The organism is Pseudomonas sp. G34 (genome assembly GCF_031119625.1).
GTDB lineage: Bacteria > Pseudomonadota > Gammaproteobacteria > Pseudomonadales > Pseudomonadaceae > Aquipseudomonas.
On record NZ_JAVHZV010000021.1, the window covers coordinates 15,574 to 41,612 of the forward strand.

27 protein-coding genes are annotated in these 26,039 nt (G+C 65.5%); 6 read left to right on the top strand and 21 right to left on the bottom strand.

All coding sequences use genetic code 11. The annotated features are described in order from the left end of the window. Nucleotides 1-6: 6 nt before the first annotated feature. From QYS36_RS14475 to QYS36_RS14535, 13 genes are all read right to left on the bottom strand, one after another. A complete protein-coding gene (locus tag QYS36_RS14475; protein WP_308840146.1) occupies nt 7-1,068 on the bottom strand; it encodes a chemotaxis response regulator protein-glutamate methylesterase in 1,062 nt (353 codons plus the stop codon). After that, nucleotides 1,065-1,583, bottom strand: coding sequence for a chemotaxis protein CheD (locus QYS36_RS14480; protein WP_308840147.1), 519 nt, complete (start codon nt 1,581-1,583; stop codon nt 1,065-1,067). Before QYS36_RS14480 ends, QYS36_RS14475 begins: the two co-directional genes overlap by 4 nt. Further along, a complete protein-coding gene (locus tag QYS36_RS14485; protein ID WP_308840148.1) occupies nt 1,576-2,397 on the bottom strand; it encodes a protein-glutamate O-methyltransferase CheR in 822 nt (273 codons plus the stop codon). Before QYS36_RS14485 ends, QYS36_RS14480 begins: the two co-directional genes overlap by 8 nt. A gap of 1 nt (nt 2,398) precedes the next feature. Further along, on the bottom strand, nt 2,399-2,914 hold the full coding sequence (locus QYS36_RS14490) for a chemotaxis protein CheW (protein ID WP_308840149.1): 516 nt from the start codon (nt 2,912-2,914) through the stop codon (nt 2,399-2,401). Nucleotides 2,915-2,917: 3 nt separating this feature from the next. Then, a complete protein-coding gene (locus tag QYS36_RS14495; RefSeq protein WP_308840150.1) occupies nt 2,918-4,567 on the bottom strand; it encodes a methyl-accepting chemotaxis protein in 1,650 nt (549 codons plus the stop codon). A gap of 50 nt (nt 4,568-4,617) precedes the next feature. Continuing rightward, a complete protein-coding gene (locus QYS36_RS14500) occupies nt 4,618-5,115 on the bottom strand; it encodes a chemotaxis protein CheW (RefSeq protein WP_308840151.1) in 498 nt (165 codons plus the stop codon). After that, nucleotides 5,112-7,280: a chemotaxis protein CheA gene (locus QYS36_RS14505; RefSeq protein WP_308840152.1), complete on the bottom strand. Its 2,169-nt coding sequence runs from the start codon at nt 7,278-7,280 to the stop codon at nt 5,112-5,114. The genes QYS36_RS14500 and QYS36_RS14505 overlap by 4 nt, the downstream gene beginning before the upstream one ends. A gap of 5 nt (nt 7,281-7,285) precedes the next feature. Beyond that, nucleotides 7,286-7,606, bottom strand: coding sequence for an STAS domain-containing protein (locus QYS36_RS14510; protein WP_308840153.1), 321 nt, complete (start codon nt 7,604-7,606; stop codon nt 7,286-7,288). Continuing rightward, on the bottom strand, nt 7,603-7,971 hold the full coding sequence (locus tag QYS36_RS14515; protein WP_074886945.1) for a response regulator: 369 nt from the start codon (nt 7,969-7,971) through the stop codon (nt 7,603-7,605). Before QYS36_RS14515 ends, QYS36_RS14510 begins: the two co-directional genes overlap by 4 nt. An 8-nt stretch (nt 7,972-7,979) precedes the next feature. Continuing rightward, nucleotides 7,980-9,134 carry a methyl-accepting chemotaxis protein gene (locus QYS36_RS14520; protein WP_308840154.1) on the bottom strand — a complete coding sequence of 385 codons (1,155 nt, stop codon included), beginning with the start codon at nt 9,132-9,134 and terminating at the stop codon, nt 7,980-7,982. Nucleotides 9,135-9,319: 185 nt separating this feature from the next. Beyond that, a complete protein-coding gene (locus QYS36_RS14525; RefSeq protein WP_308840155.1) occupies nt 9,320-9,958 on the bottom strand; it encodes a response regulator transcription factor in 639 nt (212 codons plus the stop codon). A 480-nt stretch (nt 9,959-10,438) separates the two neighbouring features. Then, entirely contained in the window at nt 10,439-11,635 is a 1,197-nt protein-coding gene (locus QYS36_RS14530; RefSeq protein WP_308840156.1) for a class I SAM-dependent rRNA methyltransferase, read from the bottom strand. A 115-nt stretch (nt 11,636-11,750) separates the two neighbouring features. After that, nucleotides 11,751-12,290, bottom strand: a complete 540-nt coding sequence (locus QYS36_RS14535; RefSeq protein WP_308840157.1) for a type 1 glutamine amidotransferase domain-containing protein — start codon at nt 12,288-12,290, stop codon at nt 11,751-11,753. Between the two features lie 220 nt (nt 12,291-12,510). Here QYS36_RS14535 and QYS36_RS14540 point away from each other — a divergent pair, with 220 nt between their 5' ends. The 3 genes from QYS36_RS14540 to QYS36_RS14550 all read left to right on the top strand — a co-directional run bounded on the left by QYS36_RS14540 (nt 12,511) and on the right by QYS36_RS14550 (nt 14,665). Then, on the top strand, nt 12,511-13,323 hold the full coding sequence (locus tag QYS36_RS14540; protein WP_308840200.1) for an HDOD domain-containing protein: 813 nt from the start codon (nt 12,511-12,513) through the stop codon (nt 13,321-13,323). 71 nt (nt 13,324-13,394) lie between these two features. Then, the gene (mutM, locus tag QYS36_RS14545; protein ID WP_308840158.1) at nt 13,395-14,207 is read left to right on the top strand and encodes a bifunctional DNA-formamidopyrimidine glycosylase/DNA-(apurinic or apyrimidinic site) lyase; all 813 of its coding nucleotides are present in this window, start codon (nt 13,395-13,397) and stop codon (nt 14,205-14,207) included. Nucleotides 14,208-14,323: 116 nt separating this feature from the next. Beyond that, the gene (locus QYS36_RS14550; RefSeq protein WP_070884729.1) at nt 14,324-14,665 is read left to right on the top strand and encodes a multidrug transporter; all 342 of its coding nucleotides are present in this window, start codon (nt 14,324-14,326) and stop codon (nt 14,663-14,665) included. 60 nt (nt 14,666-14,725) lie between these two features. On the opposite strand, the gene ggt is transcribed toward QYS36_RS14550, so the two are convergent. The 8 genes from ggt to QYS36_RS14590 all read right to left on the bottom strand — a co-directional run bounded on the left by ggt (nt 14,726) and on the right by QYS36_RS14590 (nt 22,631). Further along, the gene (gene ggt / locus QYS36_RS14555; protein ID WP_308840159.1) at nt 14,726-16,420 is read right to left on the bottom strand and encodes a gamma-glutamyltransferase; all 1,695 of its coding nucleotides are present in this window, start codon (nt 16,418-16,420) and stop codon (nt 14,726-14,728) included. A gap of 2 nt (nt 16,421-16,422) precedes the next feature. Then, nucleotides 16,423-16,674, bottom strand: coding sequence for a YfhL family 4Fe-4S dicluster ferredoxin (locus QYS36_RS14560; RefSeq protein WP_308840160.1), 252 nt, complete (start codon nt 16,672-16,674; stop codon nt 16,423-16,425). Between the two features lie 128 nt (nt 16,675-16,802). Beyond that, entirely contained in the window at nt 16,803-17,285 is a 483-nt protein-coding gene (gene coaD, locus QYS36_RS14565; protein ID WP_308840161.1) for a pantetheine-phosphate adenylyltransferase, read from the bottom strand. Between the two features lie 327 nt (nt 17,286-17,612). After that, nucleotides 17,613-18,605, bottom strand: a complete 993-nt coding sequence (locus QYS36_RS14570) for a hydrolase (protein WP_308840162.1) — start codon at nt 18,603-18,605, stop codon at nt 17,613-17,615. Between the two features lie 20 nt (nt 18,606-18,625). Beyond that, nucleotides 18,626-19,192, bottom strand: coding sequence for a hypothetical protein (locus QYS36_RS14575; RefSeq protein WP_308840163.1), 567 nt, complete (start codon nt 19,190-19,192; stop codon nt 18,626-18,628). Further along, nucleotides 19,185-19,790 carry a 16S rRNA (guanine(966)-N(2))-methyltransferase RsmD gene (gene rsmD / locus QYS36_RS14580; protein WP_308840164.1) on the bottom strand — a complete coding sequence of 202 codons (606 nt, stop codon included), beginning with the start codon at nt 19,788-19,790 and terminating at the stop codon, nt 19,185-19,187. Before rsmD ends, QYS36_RS14575 begins: the two co-directional genes overlap by 8 nt. Beyond that, entirely contained in the window at nt 19,790-21,280 is a 1,491-nt protein-coding gene (locus tag QYS36_RS14585) for a pitrilysin family protein (RefSeq protein ID WP_308840165.1), read from the bottom strand. The genes rsmD and QYS36_RS14585 overlap by 1 nt, the downstream gene beginning before the upstream one ends. Continuing rightward, a complete protein-coding gene (locus QYS36_RS14590; protein WP_308840166.1) occupies nt 21,273-22,631 on the bottom strand; it encodes a pitrilysin family protein in 1,359 nt (452 codons plus the stop codon). Before QYS36_RS14590 ends, QYS36_RS14585 begins: the two co-directional genes overlap by 8 nt. A gap of 254 nt (nt 22,632-22,885) precedes the next feature. Between QYS36_RS14590 and ftsY the strand changes: the two genes are divergently transcribed. From ftsY to ftsX, 3 genes are read left to right on the top strand one after another with little or no spacing between them, the layout of a single operon-like run. Continuing rightward, nucleotides 22,886-24,322 carry a signal recognition particle-docking protein FtsY gene (ftsY, locus tag QYS36_RS14595; protein WP_308840167.1) on the top strand — a complete coding sequence of 479 codons (1,437 nt, stop codon included), beginning with the start codon at nt 22,886-22,888 and terminating at the stop codon, nt 24,320-24,322. Beyond that, on the top strand, nt 24,322-24,993 hold the full coding sequence (gene ftsE / locus QYS36_RS14600; RefSeq protein ID WP_070884722.1) for a cell division ATP-binding protein FtsE: 672 nt from the start codon (nt 24,322-24,324) through the stop codon (nt 24,991-24,993). Before ftsY ends, ftsE begins: the two co-directional genes overlap by 1 nt. After that, on the top strand, nt 24,990-26,006 hold the full coding sequence (gene ftsX / locus QYS36_RS14605; RefSeq protein WP_308840168.1) for a permease-like cell division protein FtsX: 1,017 nt from the start codon (nt 24,990-24,992) through the stop codon (nt 26,004-26,006). The genes ftsE and ftsX overlap by 4 nt, the downstream gene beginning before the upstream one ends. The last annotated feature ends 33 nt before the right edge of the window (nt 26,007-26,039 follow it).

Sequence of the window (26,039 nt, forward strand, 5' to 3'; positions counted from 1 at the left end):
ACGGCGCTAGCCGCGCAGGATGGCGGCGGGAATATGCTCCAGGGGGATTTCCCGGCTGACCGCGCCGAGCTTCATGGCTTCCTTGGGCATGCCGTAGACCACGCAGCTGGCCTCGTCCTGGCCGAGGGTCAGGGCGCCGGCATCAAACATCTCGCGCAGGCCACGGGCGCCGTCGTCGCCCATGCCGGTCATGATGATGCCGGTGGCGTTGGCACCGGCGGCGCGGGCGGTGGAGCGAAACAGCACGTCCACCGAGGGTCGGTGGCGGCTGACCGGCGGGCCATCGACCACGTCGACCACGTACTGGGCGCCGCTGCGTTTGAGCAGCAGGTGGCGGCCACCCGGGGCGATCAGTGCGCGACCGGGCACCACACGGTCGCCATGGCGCGCCTCCAGCACCTCCAGTTCGCACAGCCCGTTGAGGCGCTCGGCGAAGGCGGCGGTGAAGCGCTCGGGCATGTGCTGGACGATCACCAGTGCCGGGCACACCCGCGGCAGACGGGTGAGGATGTACTCCAGGGCCTGGGTGCCGCCGGTGGAGGTGCCGATGGCGACGATACGCTCGGTGGTGCGCGCCATGGCGCCGCTGGCGGGCGGCAGGATGGCGTCGGCGCTGAGCTTGGCCTGGGGCGCGGCAGGTGCCGGCTTGTTGGCCAGGCGGCCAACGTTGGCACGAGCGGCGGCCTTGACCGCATTGACCAGGTCATCGCTGGCGTCGACCAGGAACTTGCTGAGGCTGGCCTGGGGTTTGGTGACGATGCTCACCGCGCCGGCCGCCAGGGCCTGCATGGTGGTGGCGGCGCCCTTTTCGGTCAGCGTCGAGCAGATCACCACCGGGGTCGGACGCTCGGCCATCAGTTTGCGCAGGAAGGTGATGCCGTCCATGCGCGGCATCTCGACGTCGAGCACGATCACGTCGGGCCACTGGCGCTGCATCTTGTCGAGGGCGAACAGCGGGTCGGCGGCGGTGCCGATGACCTCGATCGCCGAGTCGGCCGCCAGCACCTGGGAGAGCACCTGGCGCACCACGGCCGAGTCGTCGACGATCATGACTTTTATGCTTTTCATTGCGATTGCTGTCCAGCGCGGAGCCCGGAGGCGTTTAGTGGCAGGCTTTGCTTCAGGGCGATCTGGCCGCTCCAGATATCAAAGATTAGATTGCGGTGGCCGATGCCGCCGACATGTTCGCCATGGCAGCCGATGTTCCTCTCGGCGAGCAGGCGGCGGGCCATGGCGACGTTATGCTGGCCGACATGTTGGCGCCGGGGGTGGGCCAGCTCGGGGAACATCTGCCCGCCGCCGAACAGGCGGCCCTGGTAGTCGCTCGGCGAGGTGCCGCTCAGTCTGATCGCGTCACACAGCAGGCTCATGGCTTCATCGCCGTAACGGCCGTCGGGCTTGTCGGTCGGCTGGCCCCGTGTCGGCAGCATGAAGTGGCACATGCCGCCCAGGTGTGCATCAGGGTGCCAGAGCACGATCGACACGCAGGAGCCCAGCAGGGTGCGCACGCGGGTGTTGGGGCCACCGAAGTAGTAGCCGCTGGGTTGCAGATAGACCTCGGTGATGACCGCACGTTTAGGCATCGGGCTTTTGGTAGATCGAGGGTTTGACGGCCTTGAGGGTATCGGTGATGCCGTTCAGGCTCTCCGAATGGCTGATGATGAAATGGCCACCCGGACGCAGGTGTTTGAGCAGGCGGGCGACGACCTGGCGCTTGGTGTCGGCATCGAAGTAGATCATCACGTTGCGCAGGAAAATCACCTCGAACAGGCCCACATCCGGCAGCGCATTGTTGAGGTTGATCTGGGCGAAGCGCACCCGCTGGCGCAGCGCCGGGGCGATCATCATGCGTCCCTGGTTGTCGTCGACGCCGCGCAGGCAGTACTTGACCAGCAGGTGGCGGGGAATGCTCTGGCCATCCTCGAGGTCGTACACGCCGTTGCGTGCCTGGCCGAGGATGCGCTGGCTGATGTCCGAGGCGAGGATTTCCCACGGCCGTTCACCCAGGCGCTCGGCCAAGAGCAGCGCCAGGGTGTAAGGCTCCTCGCCGCTGGAGCAGGCGCCGCTCCAGATCCGCAGCGGCCGGCCGCTGGGAATCGTGCCGGGTTTTTGCAGCAGTTCGCGCAGAAAGTCGAAGTGCTTGGGCTCGCGGAAAAAGTAGGTTTCGTTGGTGGTGAGCAGGTCCACACAGGTCTGCAATTCCGTCGCATCCTTGCCGACCAGGCGAAAATACTCGCCATAGGCGGCCATGCCGAGGGTGCGCAGGCGCTTGCTCAGGCGCCCGGCAACCAGCGGTTTCTTGGCTTCGGAGAGGTTGATGCCGGCGATGTCGTGGATCAGCTGGCGAAACTGGCTGAACTCGCTATCCGAGAGCGTGACTTGGTTGGATAGGGGCATCTCAGCGCTCAGCCCCCTGTTGCTGGGCCTGGCTCAGGGCCACGTATTCTTCAGCCGAGATCACCCGGCCGATATCGAGCATCACCACCAGGCGATCATCCAGCTTGCCCATGCCGCGAATGAAGTCGGCGCGGATGCTGCCGCCGAAGGCGGGGGTCGGTTCGATATGTTCGGCGCCCAGCTCACGCACCTCGTTGACCGCGTCGACCACGATGCCGATCACCTGGGTATGAGTTGGCCCGGCGATCTCCAGGATCACGATGCAGGTGCGCGGGCCGATGACGGTGGCTTGCCCGCCAAAGCGCTGGCCGAGGTCCACCACCGGTACCACGGCGCCGCGCAGGTTGATCACCCCGAGAATGCTCGGCGGCATCATCGGCACGGTGGTCAGTTGGCCGTACTCGATGATCTCGCGCACGGCGCGGATCTCCACCGCGAACAGCTCATGGGCCAGGGTGAAGGTCAGGTATTGGCCCGACTCCGCCGTGGCGTTGTCGAGCAGCCGTGGTTCACTCATGGGCTACTCCTGGAAGCGCACGTAGCCGGCCGGCAGGCCGCCGCTGTGGCCATCGTCATCACGCGGCTGGCGAGTCGGGCCGTTGCTGCGTGGTGGCTGCGGGCGGTTGCGCGGCGGGTTGGCGACGGTGGCACGCTCGGCCGCCCCGGTGAGCCGGAAGAAGTCCATCAGCTGTTGCAGTTGCTCGGCCTGGCCGCTCATTTCTTCGGCGGTGGCCGCCAGCTCTTCGGACGCCGAGGCATTCTGCTGGGTCAGTTCGCTGAGCTGGTTCATTGCCGTGCTGATCTGGCCGACGCCGCTGCTCTGCTCGTCGGAAGCGGCAGCGATTTCCTGTACCAGGTCGGAGGTCTTGGCAATCGACGGCACGATCTCGTCGAGCAGGGTGCCGGCGCGTTCGGCCAGGGCCACGCTGCTCTTGGCCACTTCGCCGATTTCCTGGGCAGCCACCTGGCTGCGCTCGGCCAGCTTGCGCACTTCGGCGGCCACCACGGCAAAGCCCTTGCCATGCTCGCCGGCACGGGCCGCTTCGATGGCAGCGTTGAGGGCCAGCAGGTTGGTCTGGTAGGCGATGTCGTCGACGATGCCGATCTTGTCGGCGATGGTCTTCATGGCGCGCACGGTGTCTTTCACCGCCTGGCCGCCTTCGCCGGCTTCGTTGGCGGCCTTGCTGGCCATGCCATCGGTGACCCGGGCGTTCTCGGTGTTCTGGGCGATGGAGGCGGACATCTGCTCCATCGAGGCGCTGGTCTCCTCGACCGAGGCGGCCTGCTCGGAGGCGGCCTGGCTCATGCTCTGGGCGGTGGAGGAAATTTCCTCGGAGGCGCTGGACAGCGAGTCGGCCGAGCCGCGCACCTCGGCGATGATCTGCGCCAGCTTGGCGCTCATGTTGCTCATGGCATTGAGCAATTGGCCGGTTTCATCGCGCGCCTTGCTCTCCAGGTTGACGCGCAGGTCACCTTCGGCCAGCAGGTTCGCCGCGTCGACGGCCCGGCCCAGCGGGCGGGTGATGCTGCGGCTGATCAGGAAGCCAAGGACGATACCCAGCAACACGCCACCGATGATCAGGGCGATCAGGATGGTGCGACTGGAATTGTAGATCGCGGTGGTCTCATCGCTGGCGGTGCTGGCGTTGGCTTCCTTCATCGCCGAGAGTTCGGAGAAGATCGCGCCGATCTTGTCGCCATGGGCACGGGTTTCGCTCAATTGCTGCTGCAGTTCCGGGTTCTCGGCATACAGGTTCTGCGCGGCGGCTATTCGCAGGGTTTTCGCGATGCTGTCCTGATAGTCCTTCCAGACCGCGTCGGACTCGCGGAAAAGCTCCATGGCCCGGTCGCTGGAGAACAGCTTGCGGGCTTCGTCCATCAGGGTTCGGGCGGTTTCGCTGGTGTGGGCGATTTCGCTGGCAATGCGCTCACGCTCCTGCTGGGTGGTGGCCAGCAAGTAGTTGGCGCGCGCCCGACCAATGGAGAGCAGATTGATGTTGGCATCCTTGATCTTGGACAGCCCTATCAGCTCCCGGTCGTACATCCGGTCGGCCATGGTGTTGATGGTCGAGGCATTGGACAGCCCGACCAGGCCGACGATGGCACTGATCGAGGCGACCAGGATGAAGGCGACGATGAGCCGGGTACCGATCTTGAAGTTACTGAGCATGGTACAAATCCTTTCGTGTGGAGATCGCTAATGGAGTCAAGCCCGTCGGCTCAGTCGCTTTCTGTGTTCGGCGGGCTGCCGAGTGCTGCTAGATCGAGTACCTGGGCGAGTGCCAGCAAGGTGACGAAGCGCCCCTCCAGGCGCACGACACCGGTGATGAATTCGCTACGCAAATGGCTGCCGAACGACGGCGCCGGCTGGATATCGGCCGGGTGGATTTCGCGCACCGCATTGACGGTATCCACCAGCACGCCGATGGCCTGGGGGCGTTCTTCGTCCGGCATGTCGAGAATCACGATGCAGGTGCGCTTGCCCAGCGGGGTCAGCTGACCGTTGAAGCGCGCCTGCAAGTCGATCACCGGCACCACCGAGCCGCGCAGATTGGTGGCCCCCCTCACCGCTGCTGGCATGCGCGGTACCGGGGTGAACCGCGTGCACTCGAGAATTTCCCGCACGTGCAGGGTATCGACGGCGTAATGCTCGTCGCCCAGCACGAAGGTGAGGTACTGCTGTGCCGGCTCCGGAGAGGCAGTGACCAGCGTGCTCATGCTTCAAGCCTCTCGGTGCGTGTTTCAGGGGCGCTGGTCAGCTGGGTGAGCAGGCTGGGAATGTCGAGGATCAGGGCCACGTTGCCGTCGCCCAGAATGGTGAAGCCACCGAGGCCCTGGCAGCCCTCGAAAACCTTGCCCAGGGGCTTGATCACGGTCTGGAACTCGCCGGCCAGGTGGTCGACCACCAGGCCGGCGCGCAGCCCGGCCTGGCGCACCACCACCACGCTTTCGCGGCGCGGCGGCTGGCCTTGCTCCTTGAACAGGTCGCGCAGGCGCACGATGGGCAGCATCCGGCCGCGCAGTTCCAGGTGGCCGCGCTTGAACGAGGTGTTGGCGGGCAGCTCGATGCATTCCTCGACCATCTGCAGGGGGATCACGTAGCCGGCCTGGCCGACGCTGACCAGGAAACCGTCGATGATCGCCAGGGTCAGGGGCAGGCGGATACGGATGCGCGTGCCCTGGCCCAGGGTGCTGTCCAGCTCGATGGTGCCGCGCAGGGCGGCGATGTTGCGCTTGACCACGTCCATGCCAACGCCACGCCCGGACAGGTTGCTGACCTGTTCGGCGGTGGAGAACCCGGGCTCGAAGATCAGCGCGAAGATTTCCTTTTCGCTCGGTGTCTGCCCTTCGCTCACCAGGCCGCGCTCACGGGCCTTGGCGAGAATCCGCTGGGCGTCCAGGCCGCCGCCGTCGTCACTGACTTCCAGCACGATGCTGCCCGCGTCGTGGTAGGCATTGAGAGACACCTTGCCCTGGGCGGGCTTGCCGCGGGCCAGACGGGTTTCCACCGGCTCGATGCCATGATCCATGGCATTGCGCACCAGGTGAGTGAGCGGGTCGGTGATGCGCTCGACCACGGTTTTATCCAGTTCGGTTTCGCCGCCACTGATGGATAGGGCGATATCCTTGCCAATTTCACCGGCTACATCGCGAACCACCCGCTGGAAGCGATTGAAGGTGCTGCCGACCTGCACCATGCGCAGCGGCAATGCCGAATCGCGGACTTCTTCGACCAGGCGCGAGAGCAGTTCGGTGGCTTCGGACATTTCCGGATCGCCGCACTTCTGGGCGGTCATCCGCGCGCCAGCGCCGGCGATGATCAGCTCGCCAACCAGGTCGATCAGGCGGTCCAGCTTGCCGGCGTCGACGCGAATCAGGCTGTTCTCGTTGCTGCGGTTTTCCTTGATCTGTTGCTGCTTTTGCAGGGCGGCGGCGATCACCGGTGGCTGCACCAGGCTTTCCTCGACCAGCACCCGGCCGATCGGCCGTGGCTCCTCCCGTTGCTGGCCCTGTACCTGGGCGTGCAGCACCTCTTGTAGCTCGTTGGCGGTCAGGGTGCCGCAGCGCATGAGGATCTCGCCCAGGCGCATGTCTTCTTCCGGCAGCGCGCGGATCAGCTCCAGGTATTCATCCGACTTGCTGTTGGGCGGCAGGATGCGGATCAGGCTGTCTTCGCGCACGAACTCGAAGGCCCCCTCGATGGTGGCCTTGTCGGCATCGCTGGCGAAGGCCACCTCGAAACCCAGGTAGCAGGTTTCCGGATCCATTTCCGCGGCGCTCGGAATGCGCTCCAGCAGCGGCACGATGCTGATGATCTGCCCGAAGGTATTCAGGTAGCGGAACAGGCCGAGCGGGTCCATGCCATTGCGCAGGGTGTCCGGGCCGAAACGCAGCGACAGGTGCCAGTGGTCGGCGCCGACACCGTTTTCCCGGCCGCGCTCGATGCGCGGGGCGGCCGCCGGTACCGGCTCGCTGCGCGGCGCAGGCTCCAGGTACCGGGAAAGCTGTTCGCCAAGCTGCTGATGGGCGATCTGCGTATCGGCTTCGAGGTTGTGCAGGTCGGCACCGCTGTCGACCAGCGCCACCAGCCGGCCCAGATGGTCGCCGACCTGCAGGAACAGCGCGGTCATGTCCTTGTCGAAGCGCAGCTCGCCGTTGCGCACCCGATCCATCACGCTTTCGGCGATATGGGTGAAGGCAACGATCACGTCGAGGCCGAACAGCCCGGCCGAACCCTTGATGGTATGGGCGGCACGGAAGATGGCATTGATGGTGTCGGCGTCGTCCGGATCGTTCTCCAGCTGCAGCAGGGCTTGTTCCATCTGTTGCAGCAGTTCCTGGCTTTCGGCGATGAACACCTGCAGCACTTCGTCCATGTTCATGGTGATTACTCGCTGGCCGGCTGGATCAGGATGGGGTCGCCAAAGAAGGTGCCCAGCCCGCTCAGCTCGAAGGCCTCGATCACGGCGGGGCTGTGGTTGGTCAGGCGCAGGGCGCAGTTCATGCGCGCCGCTTCCTGCTTGGCGAGGATCAGCAGCTGCAGGCCGGCACAATCCAGCTCGTCGACGCCGCCGAGGTCGAGCTCCACCTCCACATCGCAGGCCAGCGCCTGCATCAGCAGTTGCAGGTGCTCGTTGGCGCTGTAGATGGTCAGGCCACCCTCCAGCGGCAGGATGCGGTAGAGGCTCTCGGCCTGGGCGTCGTTCATGGCAGGATCAGCTTGGACACGGCGGTGAGCATCTGCGCTGGCTGGAACGGTTTGACCACCCAGGCCTTGGCGCCCGCTGCGCGGCCTTCTTCCTTGCGGGCCTCACCGGCTTCGGTGGTGAGCATGATCACCGGGGTGAACTTGTAGGCGGGCAGCTGCTTGACGTTCTTGACGAAGGTGATGCCGTCCATGTTCGGCATGTTCACGTCACTGATGATCAGGTGCACCTTGCGGCCGTCGAGCTTGGTGAGCGCGTCCTTGCCGTCGCAGCCTTCGATGACCTGATAGCCGGCGCCTTTGAGCGTGATGCTGACGACCTGGCGGATGGACGCGGAGTCGTCGACGATGAGAACGGTCTTGCTCATGAGCTACCTCAGAAAAACGTGATGTCGGAATCGTTGCGTTTGGCGCTGCTTTCACCGCGGTGAATACCGTGCTGCTCGGGCGTGGTGTAGGTTTGCGCCAACTCGCTCAGCCAGCGCTCGCTATCCGGGCTGGCCATCGGCAGGTTCTGCCGGCGTTGGGCATCGCGCTCCTGGATGAGGGCATGCAGCTTGTCCTGGTCGGCGGCGATATGGCCGAGGGTCTGGCTGATGCGATCCTGGAACTGCAGCGATACCAGCACTTCGGAGATGTCCTGGGCGACCGATTCGCTCTGCGTGCGCATGGTCTCGTTGTGGTGGACGATGTCGCTGGCGTTCTGCTTGAAACGGCTGATCACCCCGGCGATCACGTCGCTGGCCTTGTTCAGGGTGGCGGTGTCGGTCTTGGTGTATTCCTGGGAAATGCCCAGGGTCTTGTGGATGGCATCGTTGACGATCACCACGGTTTCGCCGATGCGCTGGCCGGTATCACCCGACATCGACGACAGCTTGCGCACCTCGTCGGCGACCACCGCGAAGCCGCGACCGCTCTCGCCGGCCCGTGCGGCTTCGATGGCGGCATTGAGGGCCAGCAGGTTGGTCTGCTTGGCAATATTGGCGACGTCTTGCGCCATGTCCTGCAACTGGTCGGTGAAGTTGGACAGCTGGGTGATTTCCTGGAGCAGCGACTCCTTGCTGGCCAGGGCGTCGCGCAGGGCGACGATGATCATGTCCAGTTCGTACTCACAGCTCGACAGCAGCGCCACCAGACGCTTGCCGGCTTCGCGTTCGGTGCTGCCCCCCAGGCTGCTCTGGATCCGGGTGGCGAGCTGGGCGAAGCGCTCGCTCAGGGAGCTGATGGATTCTTCGGTATGGCTGCGAGCGTTCTCGATGTGCTGCGACCACAGCGGCAGCACCTGGCCGCACAGCTGCTCGACGCTGGCGTCCGCGTCTGCCGGTGCGTTCTCCTGGGCATTTGCCTGTGCAGGGCTCCCGGGCTGGGTGCCCTTGAGGCGCAAGCCGACGATGGCCGCCGCGCCAACCACGAGCAGCCCGAGGACGGCCGCCGGCAGGCCTACCAGCCTTTGTTCGACGAGTACCACGGCAGCGATGCCGACAGCCAGGATAAGCAGGGGAGCAAGGAGGGAAACTGGGGTTTGGCGCATTTACGGCTCCGTGGCGTACTGGCTCAGGTTCTCGCGCAACGGGGCTTCAAGCGAGCAAAGCTCCAGCGCGGTAACCGTGCATTCCTTTGGATTGTAGTCAGGATGCATGAAGCATCATCTTTGGTGCATCGGATTTGACTGATATTTATCCGGGTTTTAATGGCCGCAAACAGCTAGGGATTTCCTTATGCGATGTCAGAACTCAGCAGGCTGGAGGCGTAGCGGACAAGGTCCGCGTTGCTGGAAAAATTCATCTTCTCCATCAAGTTTATCTTGTGGGTACTGACGGTCTTGTTGCTGATGGTCAACTGATTGGCGATCTGGTTGACGCTCAACCCGGCGGCAAGCAGGCGCATGATCTGGAATTCCCGATTGGTCAGGCTGTCGAGCCCGCTTCTGCTCGCGGGTTTGAGGCTGTTGAGGGCAATCGCCTCCATCAGCGACGGGTCGATGTAGCGCTTGCCGCTGGCGACCGTTCGCACCGCCTCGACGAGTACTTCCGGGGACTGACATTTGGTGACGTAACCCTTGGCGCCGCCGCGCATCAGGCGCATGGCCACGTGAGGGTCGTTGTGCATGCTGAGCATCAGGATGGGCAGCGCAGGGTGTTGATCGGCGATCCGTGCGATCAGGGCTTCACCGCTGAGGCCGGGCATGCTGATATCGAGCAGCAGCAGGTCGACCGAAACGCTGCGCAATTTTTCCAGCGCCTGGGTGCCATCGGCTGCTTCGGCGACCACCTGCACGTCCTCGTACAGCTCGAACAGGCGCTTGAGCCCTTCGCGCATGAGCGTATGGTCGTCGGCAATCAGTAGCTGGGGCATCGGTGAATCCTTGAACAGGGCGGTCTCGGGAATATTCGCCTGGACGATACGGCGCAGCGGCGACGCCCGGTGGGCGTCGAAGTCGATCGGCCCGGCTTTTGGTTAACGCTAGCTGGTTTGTGCAGGATGTGGCGGAACCCGATGCCCGGTGCCGCGGCTGCGACGATCTGTCGCAATGCCCTGGCCAGACGGCGGCGAGCCAAAATCTGTGGCGATTGGCTGCTTGTTGGGCATGCTGAGTGTGGCGGGGCGGCAGCTGGCAGCGGCGTGCCCGCGCACATGGCGAGCGCCATGGTGATCAAGTCGCAGGGCGAAGCGAATCATCGGCTGGGGGGCGTGTTGCGCAGGGGCTGCCCGTTCATGCCACTGAGCCGTGGCGGCGTGAGGGCCGCGAGCGCGTACGCCCTGCCTGGCAGCGCCAGCGATAGGGCACCTGGGGCCTGCGGCGCCCGCCCTCTGCGGGGCGGGCAGGGCTTGTCGTCAGCTGTTGGGCAGCAGGCGGCAGGTCAGGCTCTTGATGTAACGGGTTTCGGCGATGGCCGGGTGCACCGGATGATCCGGGCCCTGGGCGCCGCGTTCGAGCAGCTGGATGTTGCGATCCAGGTGGCGGGCGCTGGTCAGCAGGATGTTCTGCAGATTGTCTTCGTCCAGGTGCATGGAGCAGCTGGCGCTGACCAGAATGCCGTCCTTGTTGAGCAGGCGCATGGCGGTTTCGTTGAGACGGCGATAGGCCGCTTCGCCGTTCTTGATGTCCTTCTTGCGCTTGATGAAGGCGGGTGGGTCGGCAATCACCACGTCGAAACGCTCTTCGGCGGCTTTCAGTTCACGCAGCGCGGCGAACACGTCGCCTTCCACGCAGGTGACCTTCTCGGCAAAACCGTTGAGCGTGGCGTTGCGCTCCACGCCGTCGAGGGCGAAGGCCGAGGCGTCCACGCAGAACACTTCGCTGGCGCCGAACGCCGCCGCCTGCACGCCCCAGCCGCCGATGTAGCTGAACAGGTCGAGCACCCGCTTGCCCTGCACATAGGGCGCCAGACGCGCGCGGTTCATGCGGTGGTCATAGAACCAGCCGGTTTTCTGGCCTTCGATCACCGGCGCTTCGAACTTCACGCCGTTCTCTTCCAGGGCAACCCACTGCGGCACCACACCAAAGGCGGTATCCACGTAGCGCTCGAGGCCTTCGGCATCGCGGGCCGCGGAATCGTTCTTGAGGAGGATGCCGCTGGGCTTGATGACCTGAATCAGCGCTGCCAGCACATCGTCCTTGTGGCGCTCCATGGTCGCCGAGGCCAGCTGCACCACGAGAATGTCGAAGAAACGGTCGACCACCAGGCCCGGCAGCAGATCGGAGTCGCCATACACCAGGCGGTAGCAGGGCTGGTCGAACAGGCGCTCGCGCAGGCTCAGGGCCACGTTGAGGCGATGCACCAGCAGGGATTTGTCCAGCACGTGCTTGACGTCGCGTGACAGCAGGCGCGCGCAGATCAGGTTGTTGGGGCTCAGGGCGACGATGCCCAGCGGCTTGCCGCCGGCGGCTTCGAGAATCGCCTGGTCACCGGCCTCGAAGGCGTTGAGCGGCGTGACGGCGACATCGATCTCGTTGCTGTAGACCCACAGGTGGCCGGCGCGCAGGCGTCGGTCGGCGTTGGCTTTCAGGCGCAGGCTGGGCAGGGACATGGTGGGCTCCGTCGCAAAAAACGCGCATTCTAAACGAGGAGCCCGGCAGCTGCTTGCCGCAGTTGCAAGCCGTGGACGCGCGGCCGTGGTTTACGGCAGTGTCCACGGCCTGGCTTTAGGCCGCGAGCGCGGCGATCAGCTTCTCGTTGAAGGCCGGCAGATCATCCGGGGTGCGGCTGCTGATCAGCTTGCCGTCGACCACCACTTCCTTGTCCACCCAGTTGGCGCCGGCGTTCTTCAGGTCGTCGGTCAGCGAGGGGTAGCTGGTCAGGGTCTTGCCCTTGAGCAGGTCGGCGGTGGCGAGAATCCAGGCGCCATGGCAGATCACCGCGATCGGCTTGTTGGCCTTGGCAGCATCCTTGACCAGCTCCACGGCCATCTCGTCGAGGCGAATGGTGTCGGCATTGACCACCCCGCCGGGCAGCACGATGGCGTCGTAATCGTCGATCCTGGCGGTATCGAAGGTCTTGTCGACCGTGAAGGTGTCGGCCGGGGTGGTATGGTTCCAGCCGGTGACCTTGCCGGATTGGCTGGAAAGGATCTCAGCGCTGGCGCCGAGCTCTTCGAGCGCCTTTTTCGGGCCGGTCAGCTCCACCTGTTCGAAACCGTCGGTAACCAGCAGAGCGATACGCTTGCCTGTCAGGGACTTGCTCATCGAAAACACCTCTCTGAATATGCTGAGTGAGCAATATTCGGGGCGTGGTAAGCCGCGAAGTTCAGGCCAGGCGACGACCTGCAGATTTGTTCTGTAACCGTCGGGCGCATTGTCATCACGCACAGGGTAGACTGCATACTCCATCACCTTTTGCCTCGTCGCCCCCATGGAAAAAGAACTCTCCGCTGAGCAGATCCAGGCGTTTCTGCAAGGCATCAGCGTGCCGCCGCAACCGCAGATCATGGTGGATCTGCAGTTCGAGCAGTACATGCCCAATCCGGACCTGAAGGCTATCGCGCGGCTGATCAGCCAGGATCCGGGGTTGTCCGGGGCGTTGCTGAAAATCGTCAACTCGCCGTACTTCGGCCTGGCCAACCGCATCGGCTCGATCCAGCGGGCGGTCAACCTGCTGGGCAGCCGTTCGGTGATCAATATGGTCAACGCCCTGTCGATCCGCGGCGAGATGAGCGACGAGACCATCGTCACCCTCAACCGCTTCTGGGACACCGCCCAGGACGTGGCCATGACCAGCCTGACCCTGGCCAAGCGCATCGGTTACGAGTCCGTGGATGAGGCCTACACCCTGGGCCTGTTTCACAATTGCGGCATCCCGTTGATGCTCAAGCGCTTTCCCGATTACATGACGGTGCTCGAAGAGTCCTACGCCAAAGCCAGCGGTGAGCAGCGCATCGTCGACACCGAGAACCGCCTGCTCAACACCAACCATGCGGTGGTCGGTTACTACACTGCCAAATCGTGGAACCTGCCTCTTCATCTGTGTGATGCCATCGCCAATCATCACAACGCCCTGGCCATCTTTGCCGAAGACAACGACCGTGATGCACAGCTGAAAAACCTGTTGGCGATCCTCAAGATGGCCGAGCACATCTGCCGCTGTTATCAGGTACTCGGCAACCAGAGTGAAGATCACGAGTGGCAGAGCATCGAGCCGCTGATCCTCGATTATGTCGGCCTCTCGGGGTATGACTTCGAGAGCCTGCGCGAGAGCATCCGCGACCTCGGCGCCGCCTGACTCGCCCTGTTGACGCCACGGCGAGGCAGCCCCTAGGGTGGCTGCCTTGCCAGCCTGCCGAAGTAGCCACCATGCCCGAATTGCCAGAAGTCGAAACCACCCGCCGTGGTATCGCGCCCCACCTCATTGGCCAGCGCGTCAGCCGGGTGATCGTCCGTGAGCGGCGTTTGCGCTGGCCGATCCCCGAGGACCTGGACGTGCGCCTGTCCGGGCAGCGCATCGAGGCCGTGGAGCGACGCGCCAAGTACCTGCTGATCAAGGCCGAGGTCGGTACGTTGATCAGCCACCTGGGCATGTCCGGCAATCTGCGTCTGGTCGAGGCCGGGCTGCCGGCGGCCAAGCACGAGCATGTCGACATCGAGCTGGAGTCCGGCCTGGCGCTGCGTTACACCGACCCGCGGCGCTTCGGTGCCATGCTGTGGAGCGAGCTGCCGCTGGAGCACGAGTTGCTGGTGCGCTTGGGGCCCGAGCCGCTGACCGAGCTGTTCGATGGCGAGCGCCTGTATCAGCTGTCGCGGGGCAAGGCGGTGGCGGTCAAACCGTTCATCATGGATAACGCCGTGGTGGTCGGGGTGGGCAACATCTACGCGACCGAGGCGCTGTTCGCCGCCGGTATCGACCCGCGCCGCGCTGCCGGCACGGTATCGCGGGCTCGCTACGTGCGCCTGGCCGGCGAGATCAAGCGGGTATTGGCCCATGCCATCGAGCGTGGCGGTACCACGCTGCGCGATTTCATCGGCGGTGACGGCCAGCCCGGCTATTTTCAGCAGGAGCTGTTCGCTTATGGCCGTGGCGGCCAGTTCTGCAAGGTCTGCGGCAGCACCTTGCGCGAGGTGAAGCTGGGGCAGCGAGCCAGCGTTTATTGCCCGAAATGTCAGCGATAAGGCGTTTCATCCGATAACGTGACCACTTGTTCAGCGATTGACGGCCATCACGCGACAATCGCCAGCGCACTGTTATAGTTAGCGGTATCCACCGTATACCTTTGAAGGATCGCCCCATGAAACTGTTTCGCTCTTGCGCTGCTGTTCTGGCGCTGACTGCTGCCTCGCTGGCGCTGACCGCCAATGCGCAAGAAGTGCAGCAGAACGCCAGCGGTGACCCGCTCTACACCGTTCAGGCTCCGGATGGCTTCGCCATGATCGGTGACCTGCTGATCGCCCGTCCGCTGCTGATCGGCGCCACCGCCATTGGCGCAGCGGCGTTCGTCGTCGCCCTGCCGTTCTCGGCGTTGGGTGGCGGCATCGGCGCCACCGGCCGTGCGCTGGTGGTCGAGCCGGGCAAGGCGGCGTTCGTGCGCTGCCTGGGTTGCACCGGTGACGGCTACAACCAGCGCCAGTAAGCGCACAGGTCGACCAATGAAAAGCCCCTCGCTGAGGGGTTTTTTATTGCCTGGGGTTTTTCAGCGGCTGGTTTGTACCGCGCTGTTGCCGATGCCCCGTGGGTCGCTGGCCGCTTCGACCTGGCCGCTGGCCTTGTTCCAGCGCAGCACCTGCTGGTTGCCGTACTCGCGGCCCACGTTCTTGAGCGTGTAGCCACGCGCCTGCAGCTCGGCGATCTGGGCGGCGCTGAAGGCCTGCGGCTCGTGCTCGATGACGTCCGGCAGGTATTGGTGATGGTAGCGCGGCACCGCCGGCCAGCTGGCGATGGGCTGACCGTCCAGGTACTGCAGGATCGACAACAGCACCATGCTCGGGATGCGGCTGCCACCCGGCGTGCCGAAGCTGGTGAATTCCCCTGGGCTGTCGATGAAGGTCGGGCTCATGCTCGACAGCGGGCGCTTGCCGGCGGCAATCGCGTTGGCCTGGCTGCCGGCGAGTCCATAGGCGTTGGCGCCGCTCAGGTCGGCGGCGAAATCGTCCATCTCATCGTTGAGCACCACACCGGTGCCCGGCACCGTGAAGGCGGCGCCAAATGGCAGGTTGATCGACAGCGTCGCACTCACCGCGTTGCCGTCGGCGTCCAGTACGGTGAAGTGGGTCGTGTGGTCGCCTTCCTTCCAGGTACCGGCCGGCGGCAGTTCGCTGCTCGGTGTGGCGTCGTGCGGATCGATACTGCGGCTCAGGCGTTGCAGGTATTCGGGGTTGAGCAGGCGAGCAGCAGGGTTTTCGACGAAATCCGGGTCGCCCAGCTGGCCGCGGTCGCGGTAGGCCCGGCGCAGGGTTTCCACCACCAGGTGGGTGCGCTGCAGCGGGTCGGCCTCGCGCCAGGTCAGTTGTTGCAGCATCAACAGGCTCTGGGCCAGGGCCACACCGCCGGCCGAAGGCGGCGGCGCGCTGATCAGCTCGCGGCCTTCGGCCAGTGGCACGCGAATCGGTTGGCGCTGTACGGTGCGGTAGTCGGCCAGATCCTGCAGCGTCCAGATACCGCCAGCGGCGCGCACGCCGGCGACCAGGCGCTCGGCCAAGGGGCCGGCATAGAAGCCATCGCGGCCATGCTTGGCCAGCGTCAGCAGGGTGTCGGCCAGCTCCGGCTGGCGCAGCAGGGTGCCTTCTGCGGGAACCTCGCCGCTATCGAGGAACAGCCGCGCGGTTTCCGCGTCGTCGCGCATCGCGGCCAGGCGCATCGTCGCTCGGTCACGGTATACGCGGTCGACCGGAAAGCCTTCGCGTGCCAGGCGGATGGCCGGCGCCAGGCTGTCGCGCAAGGCCAGCCTGCCGTGCTGCTCGGCCAGTTCGACCAGTGCAGCGGGCAGGCCTGGAATGGCGGCAGCGAGTGCGCCATCGCGGGACAGCGCTGGCTGCACCTGGCCATCGCGGCGATAGAGATCGGCATGCGCCGCACCAGGCGCACGTTCGCGGGCGTCGAGAAAATCGTAATGGCCGTCGGCGCTGCGCAGCAGAAAGAAACCGCCGCCGCCAAGGCCGGAGCCGTAGGGCTCGACCACGGCGAGCGCGGCGCTGATGGCCACGGCAGCGTCGAAGGCATTGCCGCCCAGCGCCAGGGTTTCCTTGCCGGCTACCGTGGCGGCGGGGTGGGCACTGGCGATGGCGCTGCTGCCCGGGCGTTCGACGGCCTGCAGGCCGAGGCTGAGCAGCAGAAGCAGCGCGCCAGAGAGTGCGCGCAGGGAATGCAGGCCGCGAGGGTGGCGGCGCATTATCAGGCCTTGCCGGTCAGGGCTTTGTACTTGGCCAGCAGCTGCTCCTTGCTCTCGACGTTGTTCTCGTCGAGGGGGATGCAGTCCACGGGGCAGACCTGTTGGCACTGCGGCTCGTCGTAGTGGCCGACGCATTCGGTGCACAGGTTGGGGTCGATCACGTAGATCTCCTCACCCTGGGAAATTGCCGCGTTCGGGCACTCTGGTTCGCAGACGTCGCAGTTGATGCAATCGTCGGTAATGATCAGGGACATGAAAGGCAAGCTCCTGCCGGGCCACCGGCCGCGACACAATCGAACAGATAGCCGCGATTGTGCCGGATTGTCACCGCCAGCGCACGCCCGCGCGCCATATGGCGCTCAAGCATGCAAACGTTGCCGGGTCAGCGCGCCTTGAAGCGTTCGGTCAGCGCATCGGCAACGGCCGGGTGCACGAACTTGCTGATATCGCCGCCCAGGTTGGCGATTTCTCGCACCAGGGTCGAGGAAATGAACGAGTACTTTTCCGACGGGGTGAGGAACAGGCTTTCCAGCTCCGGGGCCAGTTGGCGGTTCATGTTGGCCAGCTGGAATTCGTACTCGAAATCCGAGACGGCGCGCAGGCCGCGCAGCAGCACGTTGGCGCCCTGCTCCTTGGCGAACGAGGCGAGCAGCGTGGAAAAGCCGATCACTTCGACGTTGGGCAGATGCCGGGTGACTTCCCGGGCCAGCTCCACGCGCTGTTCGAGAGAGAACAGCGGATTCTTCTTCGGGCTGGCGGCGACCGCGATAACCACGCTGTCGAACAGGCGCGCGGCGCGCTCGACCAGATCGCCATGCCCCTTGGTAATGGGGTCGAAGGTGCCTGGGTATAACACTCGATTCATCGCTTCGTCCTGTTCGAGGCGGCAAGAGTCGCGGATGGTAGCGCAGCGTTTCCCTCGCGGCCAAGCATGGCACGCACCCAGGGCGTACTGGCACCCGCGCGCAGGTGCAGGGCGAATGCTGGCAACCGGCACGCCAGGGCGATCCAGGCGGCGATGACCAGAGGGCGCAAAGCCTCGTTGTAGAGGGGCTCGCTCCACGTCAGCAGGAGAAGGGCGAGCACGCTTGGGCTACCGCTGGAGTTCTCGGGTAAGCACCGTGATGCGTCAAACAGGCTTGCGCCGACTCGGCAGCACCTAGGGCGCAACGCTCACCCTGATCGATCCGGCTCAGGTCGCCAGCCCTGCCAGCCATTCAGGAAGACGCCGTTCCAGGTAATAGCCGGGCCGGCGCGGCGAGCCGTCGACGAAGCCGACATGGCCGCCCTTGGCATGCAATTCGAAGGTGATGCAGGCCGGCAGTTCATCGGCCTCGGGCAGGCTATGGGGATAGACGAAGGGGTCGTCGCTGGACTGGATCATCAACGTCGGCGTCTGGATGCGGCCCAGGTAGTAGCGGCTCGACGAGCGGCGATAGTAGTCGTCGGCGTTTTCGAAGCCGTGCAGCGGCGCGGTGATGCGCCCGTCGAAGTCCCAGAAGGTGCGCATGCCCTCCAGCGGGCCGAGCTTTTCCAGCATCGACAGGCGATCGGCCTGACCCTGGTGGGCGAACAGGCGTTGCTTGTCCTTCACATAGGCAACCATGGCGCGCATGAAGTGCGCCTGGTAGACCCGCGAAAAACCCACGCCGATGCGATCGGCACACTGATCGAGGCGAAACGGCACCGACACCGCGGCGGCGCCTTGCAGGCCGCTGTCGGCGCCGCTCTCGCCGAGGTACTTGAGCAGCACATTGCCGCCCAGTGAATAGCCCACCGCATACAGCGGCGCCAGGGGATGCTTGGCTTGCAGGTGGCGGATGGTCTCGGCGAGGTCTTCGCTGGCGCCGGAGTGGTAGCCGCGGGGCAGCAGGTTGGGTTCCCCCGAGCAGCCGCGCCAGTTCAGCGCCACGCTGGCCCAGCCCTGGGCAGCCAGCTGGCGTTGCAGGCCGAGCACGTAGTGGGAGCTGGAGGAACCGGTCAGGCCGTGCAGCACCAGCACCAGGGGCGCGTGGGCCTGGTGCGGGCCATGCCAGTCGAGGTCGAGAAAGTCGCCGTCTTCCAGCCACAGGCGCTCGCGCTGCCGCTCGAGTACTGGTGGGCGGCGGCACAGCGAGCCCCAGAGGGTTTGCAGATGCGGGCCGGGCAGCCACCAGGCAGCCGTGAAGAGGGCTCGGCCGTTCATCTCCTGGGCCGTCACACTGATTACCAGCCGAACTCGTCGGCCAGCGATTGCGCGGCAGATCGGCTGCTCAGCAAGGGGGCCAGCGCATCGATCAGCCGTTCGCGGTGCCGTGGGTTGACGCTGTAGTCGTCGAGAAAGATGTCTTCACCGGCACTGTTCCAGGTGGCGTCGAATGTGGCGAGGCAGGCGATCATCTGTTCCAGGCTGTCGAATATCGGTGCGGGTTGCCAGCTGCCGCCACCATGGCGGTCGTGCAGCACCTTGCCGCTACTTGTCTCGAAGATGAACGGGTCGCCACCCTGGTCGGCAACCACCAGCCAGTCGTCGTGCCAGCCGGTCAGGCGCTCCCCGCTGATGCCATGCCAGCGGTAGCCGGCCTGCATGCGCCACAGGCGAGCCAGAGCCGGAATGAAGAACGAGTTGCCGGCGGTGGCCAGGTTGCAATCATCGGGGCCGATCTCGCGGTAGAACCTGGCGATATCGGCAGGCAGGGGAATTTCGCCCTGCCAGTCGGAGGCCTCTTGTGCACGCAGCTCCAGGCCTTGCTCAACCAGCGCGTTGCGCAAGGCCAGGGTGGGCTCAGGCATCGCGTCGCTCCCACAGTGCGTAATGCACCTGCCCGGCCTTCTGCTCACGGTGCAGGCGCCAGTTGCCGGGCATGCCGAGGCTCGATGGCACCTGCTCGCTCTCGGTGTAGACCCAGGCGTCGGCGGCCAGCCAGCCGCGCTCTTCGAGCAGCGTGCAGGCGGGCAGCAGCAGGTTCTGGCTGAACGGTGGGTCGAGGAACACCAGGTCGAACGGCGTGGCCGGCTGGCTCTGCAGGTAGGCGAGTGCATCGCTTTGCAGCACCTGGCCGTTTTCGCAACGCAGGGTGGCCAGGTGGCCGCGCAGGCTGGTTACCGCAGTCGGGTTGAGGTCCAGGGCCAGGGCGCTGCCGGCGCCGCGCGACAGCGCTTCGAGAAACAGCGCGCCGCTGCCGGCGAAGGGGTCGAGCACCTTGGCGGCTTCGACGTAAGGCGCCAGCCAGTTGAACAGGGTTTCCCTCACACGGTTGGGCGTGGGCCGCAGGCCGTGAGCCATGGGGAAGCTGAACTGGCGGCTGCGCCATTGGCCGGCAATGATCCGCAGCTGGCCATCGCCGCCGTGGGCGACGGGCGCTTTGCCGGAGGTCGGTCGTCTGGCCATCAGTGCTCCGGTACGGCAGCGGGCTGTTCAGCCGGCTTGTCGGTGGGCGGCGGCAGTTCCTTCTGCTCGACCGTTGGCCCGGCACTGACGATCACCAGGGCCTCGGGATCGAGGTGCTTGGCCATGGCCGCCTTGACCTGGTCGACGCTGAGCGCCTGTACCTGGGCCATGAAGTCTTCCAGATAGGTCAGCGGCAGGTCGTAGAAACCGATGGCGCCGAGCTGGCCGACGATGGCTGCGTTACTGGCCGTGGACAGTGGGAAGCTGCCGGCCATTTCGCGTTTGGCGGCGTCCAGCTCTTGCTGGGTCGGGCCGTTGGCGATGAAGTCGCGCAGCAGGTCCTTGACCAGTTGCAGGGTGCCTTCGCTGAGTTCGGCGCGGGTCTGCAGGTTGATCATGAACGGGCCGCGGGCCTGCATGGCGGTAAACCCGGAATACACGCCATAGGTCAGGCCGCGCTTTTCGCGGACTTCGGTCATCAACCGGGTGCCGAAACCGCCGCCACCGAACACCTGGTTGCCCAGGTACAGCGCTGCGTAGTCCGGATCCTTGCGGGTGATGCCGAGCTGGGCGATCAGCAGGTGGGTCTGGTTGGACGGAAACTCGATATGGCTCAAACCAGGCTTGGGCGCCTCGGGCTCGACGGTCTTCGCCAGCGCCGGACCCTTGGGCAGCGCGGCAGAGACCTCGGCGGCCATGGCTTCGGCTTCCTCGCGGGACAGGTCGCCAACCACCGCGATCACCGCGTTGCCAGCGGCGTAGGCCTTGGCATGGAAGGCCTTGAGCTGTTCGCGGCTGATGCCGGGAACCGACTGCGCGGTGCCTTCGCTGGGGTGACCGTAGGGGTGCTGGCCGTACAGGCGCTCGAACAGCTCGAGGCTGGCCAGCTTGCCCGGGTTCTGCTTCTGGAATTCGAAGCCGGCGAGGATCTGGTTCTTGATGCGCGCCAGCGAATCGGCGGGGAAGGTCGGCTGACCGATCACCTGCTCGAACAGCTTCAGGGCCGGTTCGCGCTGCTCGGCGGCGCTGAGGCTGCGCAGGCTGGTGACCGCCATGTCGCGGTAGGCACCGTTGCCGAACTCGGCACCGAGGCTCTCGAAGCCGGCGGCAATGGCGCCGACGTCCTTGCCGGGTACGCCTTCGTTGAGCATGGCGTTGGTCAGCATCGCCAGGCCGGGCACCTCGCCGTCCTGGCTGCTGCCGCCGGCGAAGGTCAGGCGCAGGTCGAACATCGGCAGCTCGCGGGCTTCGACGAACAGCACCTTGGCACCCTCGGCGGTCTGCCAGCTCTGGATGTCCAGTTTGCGGCGGGCCGGCTCCTTGCCATCCAGCTCGGCCAGCGACTGCAGCTGGCTGTCGTCGGCTTGTGCGGCCTGGGCCCCAGGCTCGACGGCATCCGGTGCACGCTTGACGGTAAAGGCCAGGGCCGCCAGCAGGGCGATCAGAAACAAGCCCAGCAGGGCATAGCGCGGACCGTTGCGCTTACTCATCGCGCTTCTCCTCGGGCAGAACGTGGGCGACGCTGAGGCGATCGCGGGTGAAATAGGTCTTGGCGGCGTTCTGGATGTCGGCCGGGGTCACGGCCTCCAGCTCGGCCAGTTCCTGGTCGATCAGTTTCCAGGACAGGCCGACGGTTTCCAGCTGGCCGATGGCGGTGGCCTGGCTGCTGATCGAGTCGCGGTCATAGACCAGCTCGGCGATCAGCTGGGCGCGTACGCGGGCCAGCTCTTCGGCCGAGGGCGCGCTGTTCTGCAGATCCTGCAGTTCGCGCCAGATGCCCGCCTCGGTCTGCTCCAGGGTCTTGCCGGTCTGCACGTTGGGCGTGGCGGAGATCGTGAACAGGCTGTCGCCGCGGGTGTAGCCGTTGTACCAGGCGCCGGCGCCGGAGACCAATTCCTCGCCGCGCTCCAGGCGGGTGGCCAGGCGTGCGCTGTAGCCGCCATCGAGCAGGGCGGCGATCAGGCGCAGGGCGTGTACGTCTCGCGGGTTCTTGGCGGTGGCCAGGCCCGGCACGTTGAAGCCCATCATCAGGCTCGGCAACTGGGTCTTCAGGTGCAGGGTGATCTGCCGCTCACCCGGCGCGGGCAGCTCCAGGGGAATCTTCGCCGCCGGCACGTCGCGCTTGGGGATCGCGCCGAAATAGCGCTGGGCCAAGGCTTTCACGGCGTCCGCGGTAACGTCGCCGACCACCACCAGGGTGGCGTTGTTGGGCACGTACCAGGTTTCGTACCAGTGGCGCAGCTCCTGCACGTTCATGCGATCCAGGTCGGCCATCCAGCCGATGGTCGGGATGCTGTAGCCGCTGGCCGGGTAGGCCATGGCCTTGAAGCGCTCGTAGGCCAGCCCCGAGGGCTTGTCGTCGGTGCGCAGGCGGCGTTCCTCCTTGATCACCTCGATTTCGCGGGCGAACTCTTCCGGCGGCAGGCGCAGGCTGGCCAGGCGGTCGGCTTCCAGCTCGAAGGCCACGCCCAGGCGATCGGCGGCCAGCACCTGGTAGTAGGCGGTGTAGTCGTCGCTGGTGAAGGCGTTTTCCTCGGCGCCCAGGTCGCGCAGTACCCGCGAGGCTTCGCCGGGGCCGAGCTTGCGGCTGCCCTTGAACATCATGTGTTCCAGGGCATGGGACAGGCCCGTCTGGCCGGCGGTCTCGTAGCTGGAGCCGACCTTGTACCAGATCTGCGAGACCACCACGGGGGCGCGGTGGTCTTCGCGGACGATGACCTTGAGGCCGTTATCCAGGGTGAATTCGTGGGTGGGTTGCGGGGCCGCGGCCTGCGCCCCGAAGGGCAGGGCACAGACGGCCAGCAGCAGGCCGGCGAGATGGCGGGCAAGTGAACTGGACAAACCTCTCTCCTCGTTGAACCACGCCGGGCGTGGGATTGCGGTCGGGTGTGAGCGCGGTGCAGCATCGTCGAAGCAGGCCGTCAGGACGGCGGTGCGGCTTAGCCGTGGCAGCTGCGGAGGTGCTAGGATACGCATCCGTTTTAACGGCGACCACGTCCTGTGCGGTGGCAGTCTGCAATTAGCCATCTGCAAGCCCTTCAGCCCACCCGTGCAAGGGCGCCATGGCGTTCGCCCCAGTGAGATAGCCGTCCTCCATGTTTGGTTCAAAAGACGACAACAAGACCCCGGCCCCCGAGCAGGGTGCCGAGAAAGCCGAAAAACGTGGCCTGTTCGGCTGGCTGCGCAAGAAGCCGACCGAGCCTGCGCCAGCTGCCTCCGAGCCGCAGGCCGAGGTGCCAGAGGCACTGCCGCAAGCATCGCCCGAGCCAGCGCCCCAGGAGCCGTTAGCCGAGGCCTCGCCGGCCATGGAGCACGAACCGATCGAGCGCGACCCGATCGAACGCGACCCGATCGAAACACCCGTTTTCAGCGCGCCGACCGTAGCCGCTGAGCGCGTGCTCGATGACGCCACCCGTCATGGGCCCGAAGCGTTGCCAGAGCCCGTTGCCGAACAACCGGCCGCACCGGCCGAGCATCCCGCCCCGCTGGCCACCGGCAGCGATGTTCAGCACGCCATGCCCGCCACGCCGGCCGCGGTGCTCACCGTACCGGCCGAGGCGGTCAGCGAGCCGGTGGTCGAGCAGAACAAGCCGTCGGACAACAAGGGCGGCTGGTTCGCCCGCCTGCGCCAGGGCCTGTCGAAGACCAGCGCCAGCATCGGCGAAGGCATGGCCAGCCTGTTCCTCGGCAGGAAGACCATCGACGATGACCTGCTCGACGAGATCGAGACCCGCCTGCTCACCGCCGATGTCGGCGTCGAGGCCACCACCGCGATCATCGGCAGCCTGACCCAGAGGGTCGCGCGCAAGCAACTGACCGACAGCGATGCACTGTTCAAGGCGCTGCAGGAAGAGCTGGCCGCCATGCTGCGCCCGGTCGAGCAGCCGCTGCAGATCGACAGCGCCAAGCGTCCCTACGTGATCCTGGTGGTCGGCGTGAACGGCGCCGGCAAGACCACCACCATCGGCAAGCTGGCCAAGAAGCTGCAGGGCGAGGGCAAGAAGGTCATGCTCGCCGCTGGCGATACCTTCCGCGCTGCCGCCGTCGAGCAGCTGCAGGTATGGGGCGAGCGCAACAAGATCCCGGTGATCGCCCAGCACACCGGCGCCGACTCGGCCTCGGTGATCTTCGACGCCGTGCAGGCCGCCAAGGCCCGCGGCATGGACGTGCTGATCGCCGATACCGCCGGCCGTCTGCACACCAAGGACAATCTGATGGAGGAGTTGAAGAAAGTCCGTCGGGTAATCGGCAAGCTCGATGACAGCGCTCCCCATGAAGTGCTGCTGGTGCTGGATGCCGGCACCGGCCAGAACGCCATCAATCAGGCCAAACAATTCAACCAGACGGTGAACTTGACCGGCCTGGCCCTGACCAAGCTGGATGGCACGGCCAAGGGTGGGGTGATCTTCGCCCTGGCCAAGCAGTTCGGCCTGCCGATTCGCTACATCGGTGTTGGCGAAGGTATCGACGATCTGCGCACCTTCGAGGCCGAACCCTTCGTTCAGGCGCTTTTCCAGCAACGGGAGCAGTGATGATCCGATTCGAGCAGGTCGGCAAGCGTTACCCCAACGGACATGTCGGGTTGCATGAGTTGAGTTTCCGCGTGCGCCGCGGCGAGTTTTTGTTCGTCACCGGCCACTCCGGCGCCGGCAAGAGCACGCTGCTGCGCCTGCTGCTGGCCATGGAGCGCCCGACCTCCGGCAAGCTGCTGCTGGCCGGGCAGGACCTGGGGCAGATCAGCAACGCGCAGATTCCTTTCCTGCGCCGGCAGATCGGCGTGGTGTTCCAGAACCACCAACTGCTGTTCGACCGCAGCGTGTTCGACAACGTGGCCCTGCCACTGCAGATCCTCGGCCTGTCCAAGAGCGATATCGGCCGCCGCGTCGGCTCGGCGCTGGAGCGGGTTTCGCTGAGCGACAAGGCCGAGCTGTACCCCGGCGACCTGTCGACCGGGCAGCAACAGCGCGTCGGCATCGCCCGCGCCATCGTCCATCGTCCGGCCCTGCTGCTGGCCGACGAACCCACCGGTAACCTCGACCCGCGTCTGGCGGCAGAAATCATGGGCGTATTCGAAGACATCAACCGCCTCGGCACCAGCGTGCTGATCGCCAGTCACGACCTGGCACTGATCGCGCGCATGCGTCACCGCATGCTCACCCTGCAACGCGGCCGCCTGATCGGCGATGGGGAGGCCGGCGAATGAGTGCGTCGCGCATACCCCCACCGCAGCCCTCCCAGCGCGTCGGCGCGGCGCCGAAGAATGCCGAGCCACAGGGGCCGGACAACGAGCCGGATTTTCGCACCCTGACCCGTGCCTGGCTGGAAAGCCACCGCGCCAGCCTGGTCGACAGCCTGCGCCGCCTCGGCAAGCAGCCGATCGGCAGCTTCTTCACCTGCCTGGTGATGGCCGTGGCCCTGAGCCTGCCCATGGGCCTGTCGCTGCTGCTCGGTAACGTCGAGCGTCTTGGCGGCACCTGGGAGCGTGCTGCGCAGATCTCGGTGTTCCTCAAGATCGACGCCAGCGATAGCCAGGGCCAGGCCCTGCGCGAAGAAATCGCCAGCATGGATGACGTGGCCGAAGCCGAATGGATCAGTCGCGAAAAGGCCCTGGAAGAGTTTCAGCAGCAGTCCGGGTTGGGCGAAGCCCTCAAGGAGTTGCCGAGCAATCCGTTGCCCGGCGCTGTGCTGGTAACGCCCAAGGAAGTCGACAAAGCCACTCTTGAGGCGTTGCGTCTGCGTTTGGCAGAGCTGCCCAACGTGGAGCAGGCACAGCTGGACCTGGTCTGGGTCGAGCGGTTGAGCGCAATCCTCAAGTTGGGCGACCGTTTCGTTTTTGGCCTCACGGTTTTGCTGATCGTGGCGCTGCTGCTGGTGATCGGCAACACCATTCGCCTGCATATCGAGAACCGACGCACCGAGATCGAGGTGATCAAGCTGGTCGGCGGCACCGATAGCTACGTACGCCGGCCGTTTCTTTATATGGGGGCGCTGTATGGCCTGGGTGCCGGAGTGCTGTCGTGGCTGGTGTTGGCCTTTGGCTTGAACTGGTTGAACGATGCCGTGGTGCGCCTGTCCGGATTGTATGGCAGTGATTTCGCCCTGGCCGGCGTGCCCGCAGGCGACGGCTTCTCCCTATTGCTGGGAGCGGTGCTGTTGGGGTATATCGGTGCGTGGCTGGCGGTGGCGCGGCATCTTCGTGAATTGGCCCCCCGCTGAAGCGCTAGTTTGACGCTTCGCTAACACATTGAT

What these genes read in the sequence shown, in the direction of transcription:
- QYS36_RS14475 (WP_308840146.1), bottom strand. Translation starts at nt 1,068, where the DNA reads ATGAAAAGCATAAAAGTCATGATCGTCGACGACTCGGCCGTGGTGCGC.
- QYS36_RS14480 (WP_308840147.1), bottom strand. Translation starts at nt 1,583, where the DNA reads ATGCCTAAACGTGCGGTCATCACCGAGGTCTATCTGCAACCCAGCGGC.
- QYS36_RS14485 (WP_308840148.1), bottom strand. Translation starts at nt 2,397, where the DNA reads ATGCCCCTATCCAACCAAGTCACGCTCTCGGATAGCGAGTTCAGCCAG.
- QYS36_RS14490 (WP_308840149.1), bottom strand. Translation starts at nt 2,914, where the DNA reads ATGAGTGAACCACGGCTGCTCGACAACGCCACGGCGGAGTCGGGCCAA.
- QYS36_RS14495 (WP_308840150.1), bottom strand. Translation starts at nt 4,567, where the DNA reads ATGCTCAGTAACTTCAAGATCGGTACCCGGCTCATCGTCGCCTTCATC.
- QYS36_RS14500 (WP_308840151.1), bottom strand. Translation starts at nt 5,115, where the DNA reads ATGAGCACGCTGGTCACTGCCTCTCCGGAGCCGGCACAGCAGTACCTC.
- QYS36_RS14505 (WP_308840152.1), bottom strand. Translation starts at nt 7,280, where the DNA reads ATGAACATGGACGAAGTGCTGCAGGTGTTCATCGCCGAAAGCCAGGAA.
- QYS36_RS14510 (WP_308840153.1), bottom strand. Translation starts at nt 7,606, where the DNA reads ATGAACGACGCCCAGGCCGAGAGCCTCTACCGCATCCTGCCGCTGGAG.
- QYS36_RS14515 (WP_074886945.1), bottom strand. Translation starts at nt 7,971, where the DNA reads ATGAGCAAGACCGTTCTCATCGTCGACGACTCCGCGTCCATCCGCCAG.
- QYS36_RS14520 (WP_308840154.1), bottom strand. Translation starts at nt 9,134, where the DNA reads ATGCGCCAAACCCCAGTTTCCCTCCTTGCTCCCCTGCTTATCCTGGCT.
- QYS36_RS14525 (WP_308840155.1), bottom strand. Translation starts at nt 9,958, where the DNA reads ATGCCCCAGCTACTGATTGCCGACGACCATACGCTCATGCGCGAAGGG.
- QYS36_RS14530 (WP_308840156.1), bottom strand. Translation starts at nt 11,635, where the DNA reads ATGTCCCTGCCCAGCCTGCGCCTGAAAGCCAACGCCGACCGACGCCTG.
- QYS36_RS14535 (WP_308840157.1), bottom strand. Translation starts at nt 12,290, where the DNA reads ATGAGCAAGTCCCTGACAGGCAAGCGTATCGCTCTGCTGGTTACCGAC.
- mutM (WP_308840158.1), top strand. Translation starts at nt 13,395, where the DNA reads ATGCCCGAATTGCCAGAAGTCGAAACCACCCGCCGTGGTATCGCGCCC.
- QYS36_RS14550 (WP_070884729.1), top strand. Translation starts at nt 14,324, where the DNA reads ATGAAACTGTTTCGCTCTTGCGCTGCTGTTCTGGCGCTGACTGCTGCC.
- ggt (WP_308840159.1), bottom strand. Translation starts at nt 16,420, where the DNA reads ATGCGCCGCCACCCTCGCGGCCTGCATTCCCTGCGCGCACTCTCTGGC.
- QYS36_RS14560 (WP_308840160.1), bottom strand. Translation starts at nt 16,674, where the DNA reads ATGTCCCTGATCATTACCGACGATTGCATCAACTGCGACGTCTGCGAA.
- coaD (WP_308840161.1), bottom strand. Translation starts at nt 17,285, where the DNA reads ATGAATCGAGTGTTATACCCAGGCACCTTCGACCCCATTACCAAGGGG.
- QYS36_RS14570 (WP_308840162.1), bottom strand. Translation starts at nt 18,605, where the DNA reads ATGAACGGCCGAGCCCTCTTCACGGCTGCCTGGTGGCTGCCCGGCCCG.
- QYS36_RS14575 (WP_308840163.1), bottom strand. Translation starts at nt 19,192, where the DNA reads ATGCCTGAGCCCACCCTGGCCTTGCGCAACGCGCTGGTTGAGCAAGGC.
- rsmD (WP_308840164.1), bottom strand. Translation starts at nt 19,790, where the DNA reads ATGGCCAGACGACCGACCTCCGGCAAAGCGCCCGTCGCCCACGGCGGC.
- QYS36_RS14585 (WP_308840165.1), bottom strand. Translation starts at nt 21,280, where the DNA reads ATGAGTAAGCGCAACGGTCCGCGCTATGCCCTGCTGGGCTTGTTTCTG.
- ftsY (WP_308840167.1), top strand. Translation starts at nt 22,886, where the DNA reads ATGTTTGGTTCAAAAGACGACAACAAGACCCCGGCCCCCGAGCAGGGT.
- ftsE (WP_070884722.1), top strand. Translation starts at nt 24,322, where the DNA reads ATGATCCGATTCGAGCAGGTCGGCAAGCGTTACCCCAACGGACATGTC.
- ftsX (WP_308840168.1), top strand. Translation starts at nt 24,990, where the DNA reads ATGAGTGCGTCGCGCATACCCCCACCGCAGCCCTCCCAGCGCGTCGGC.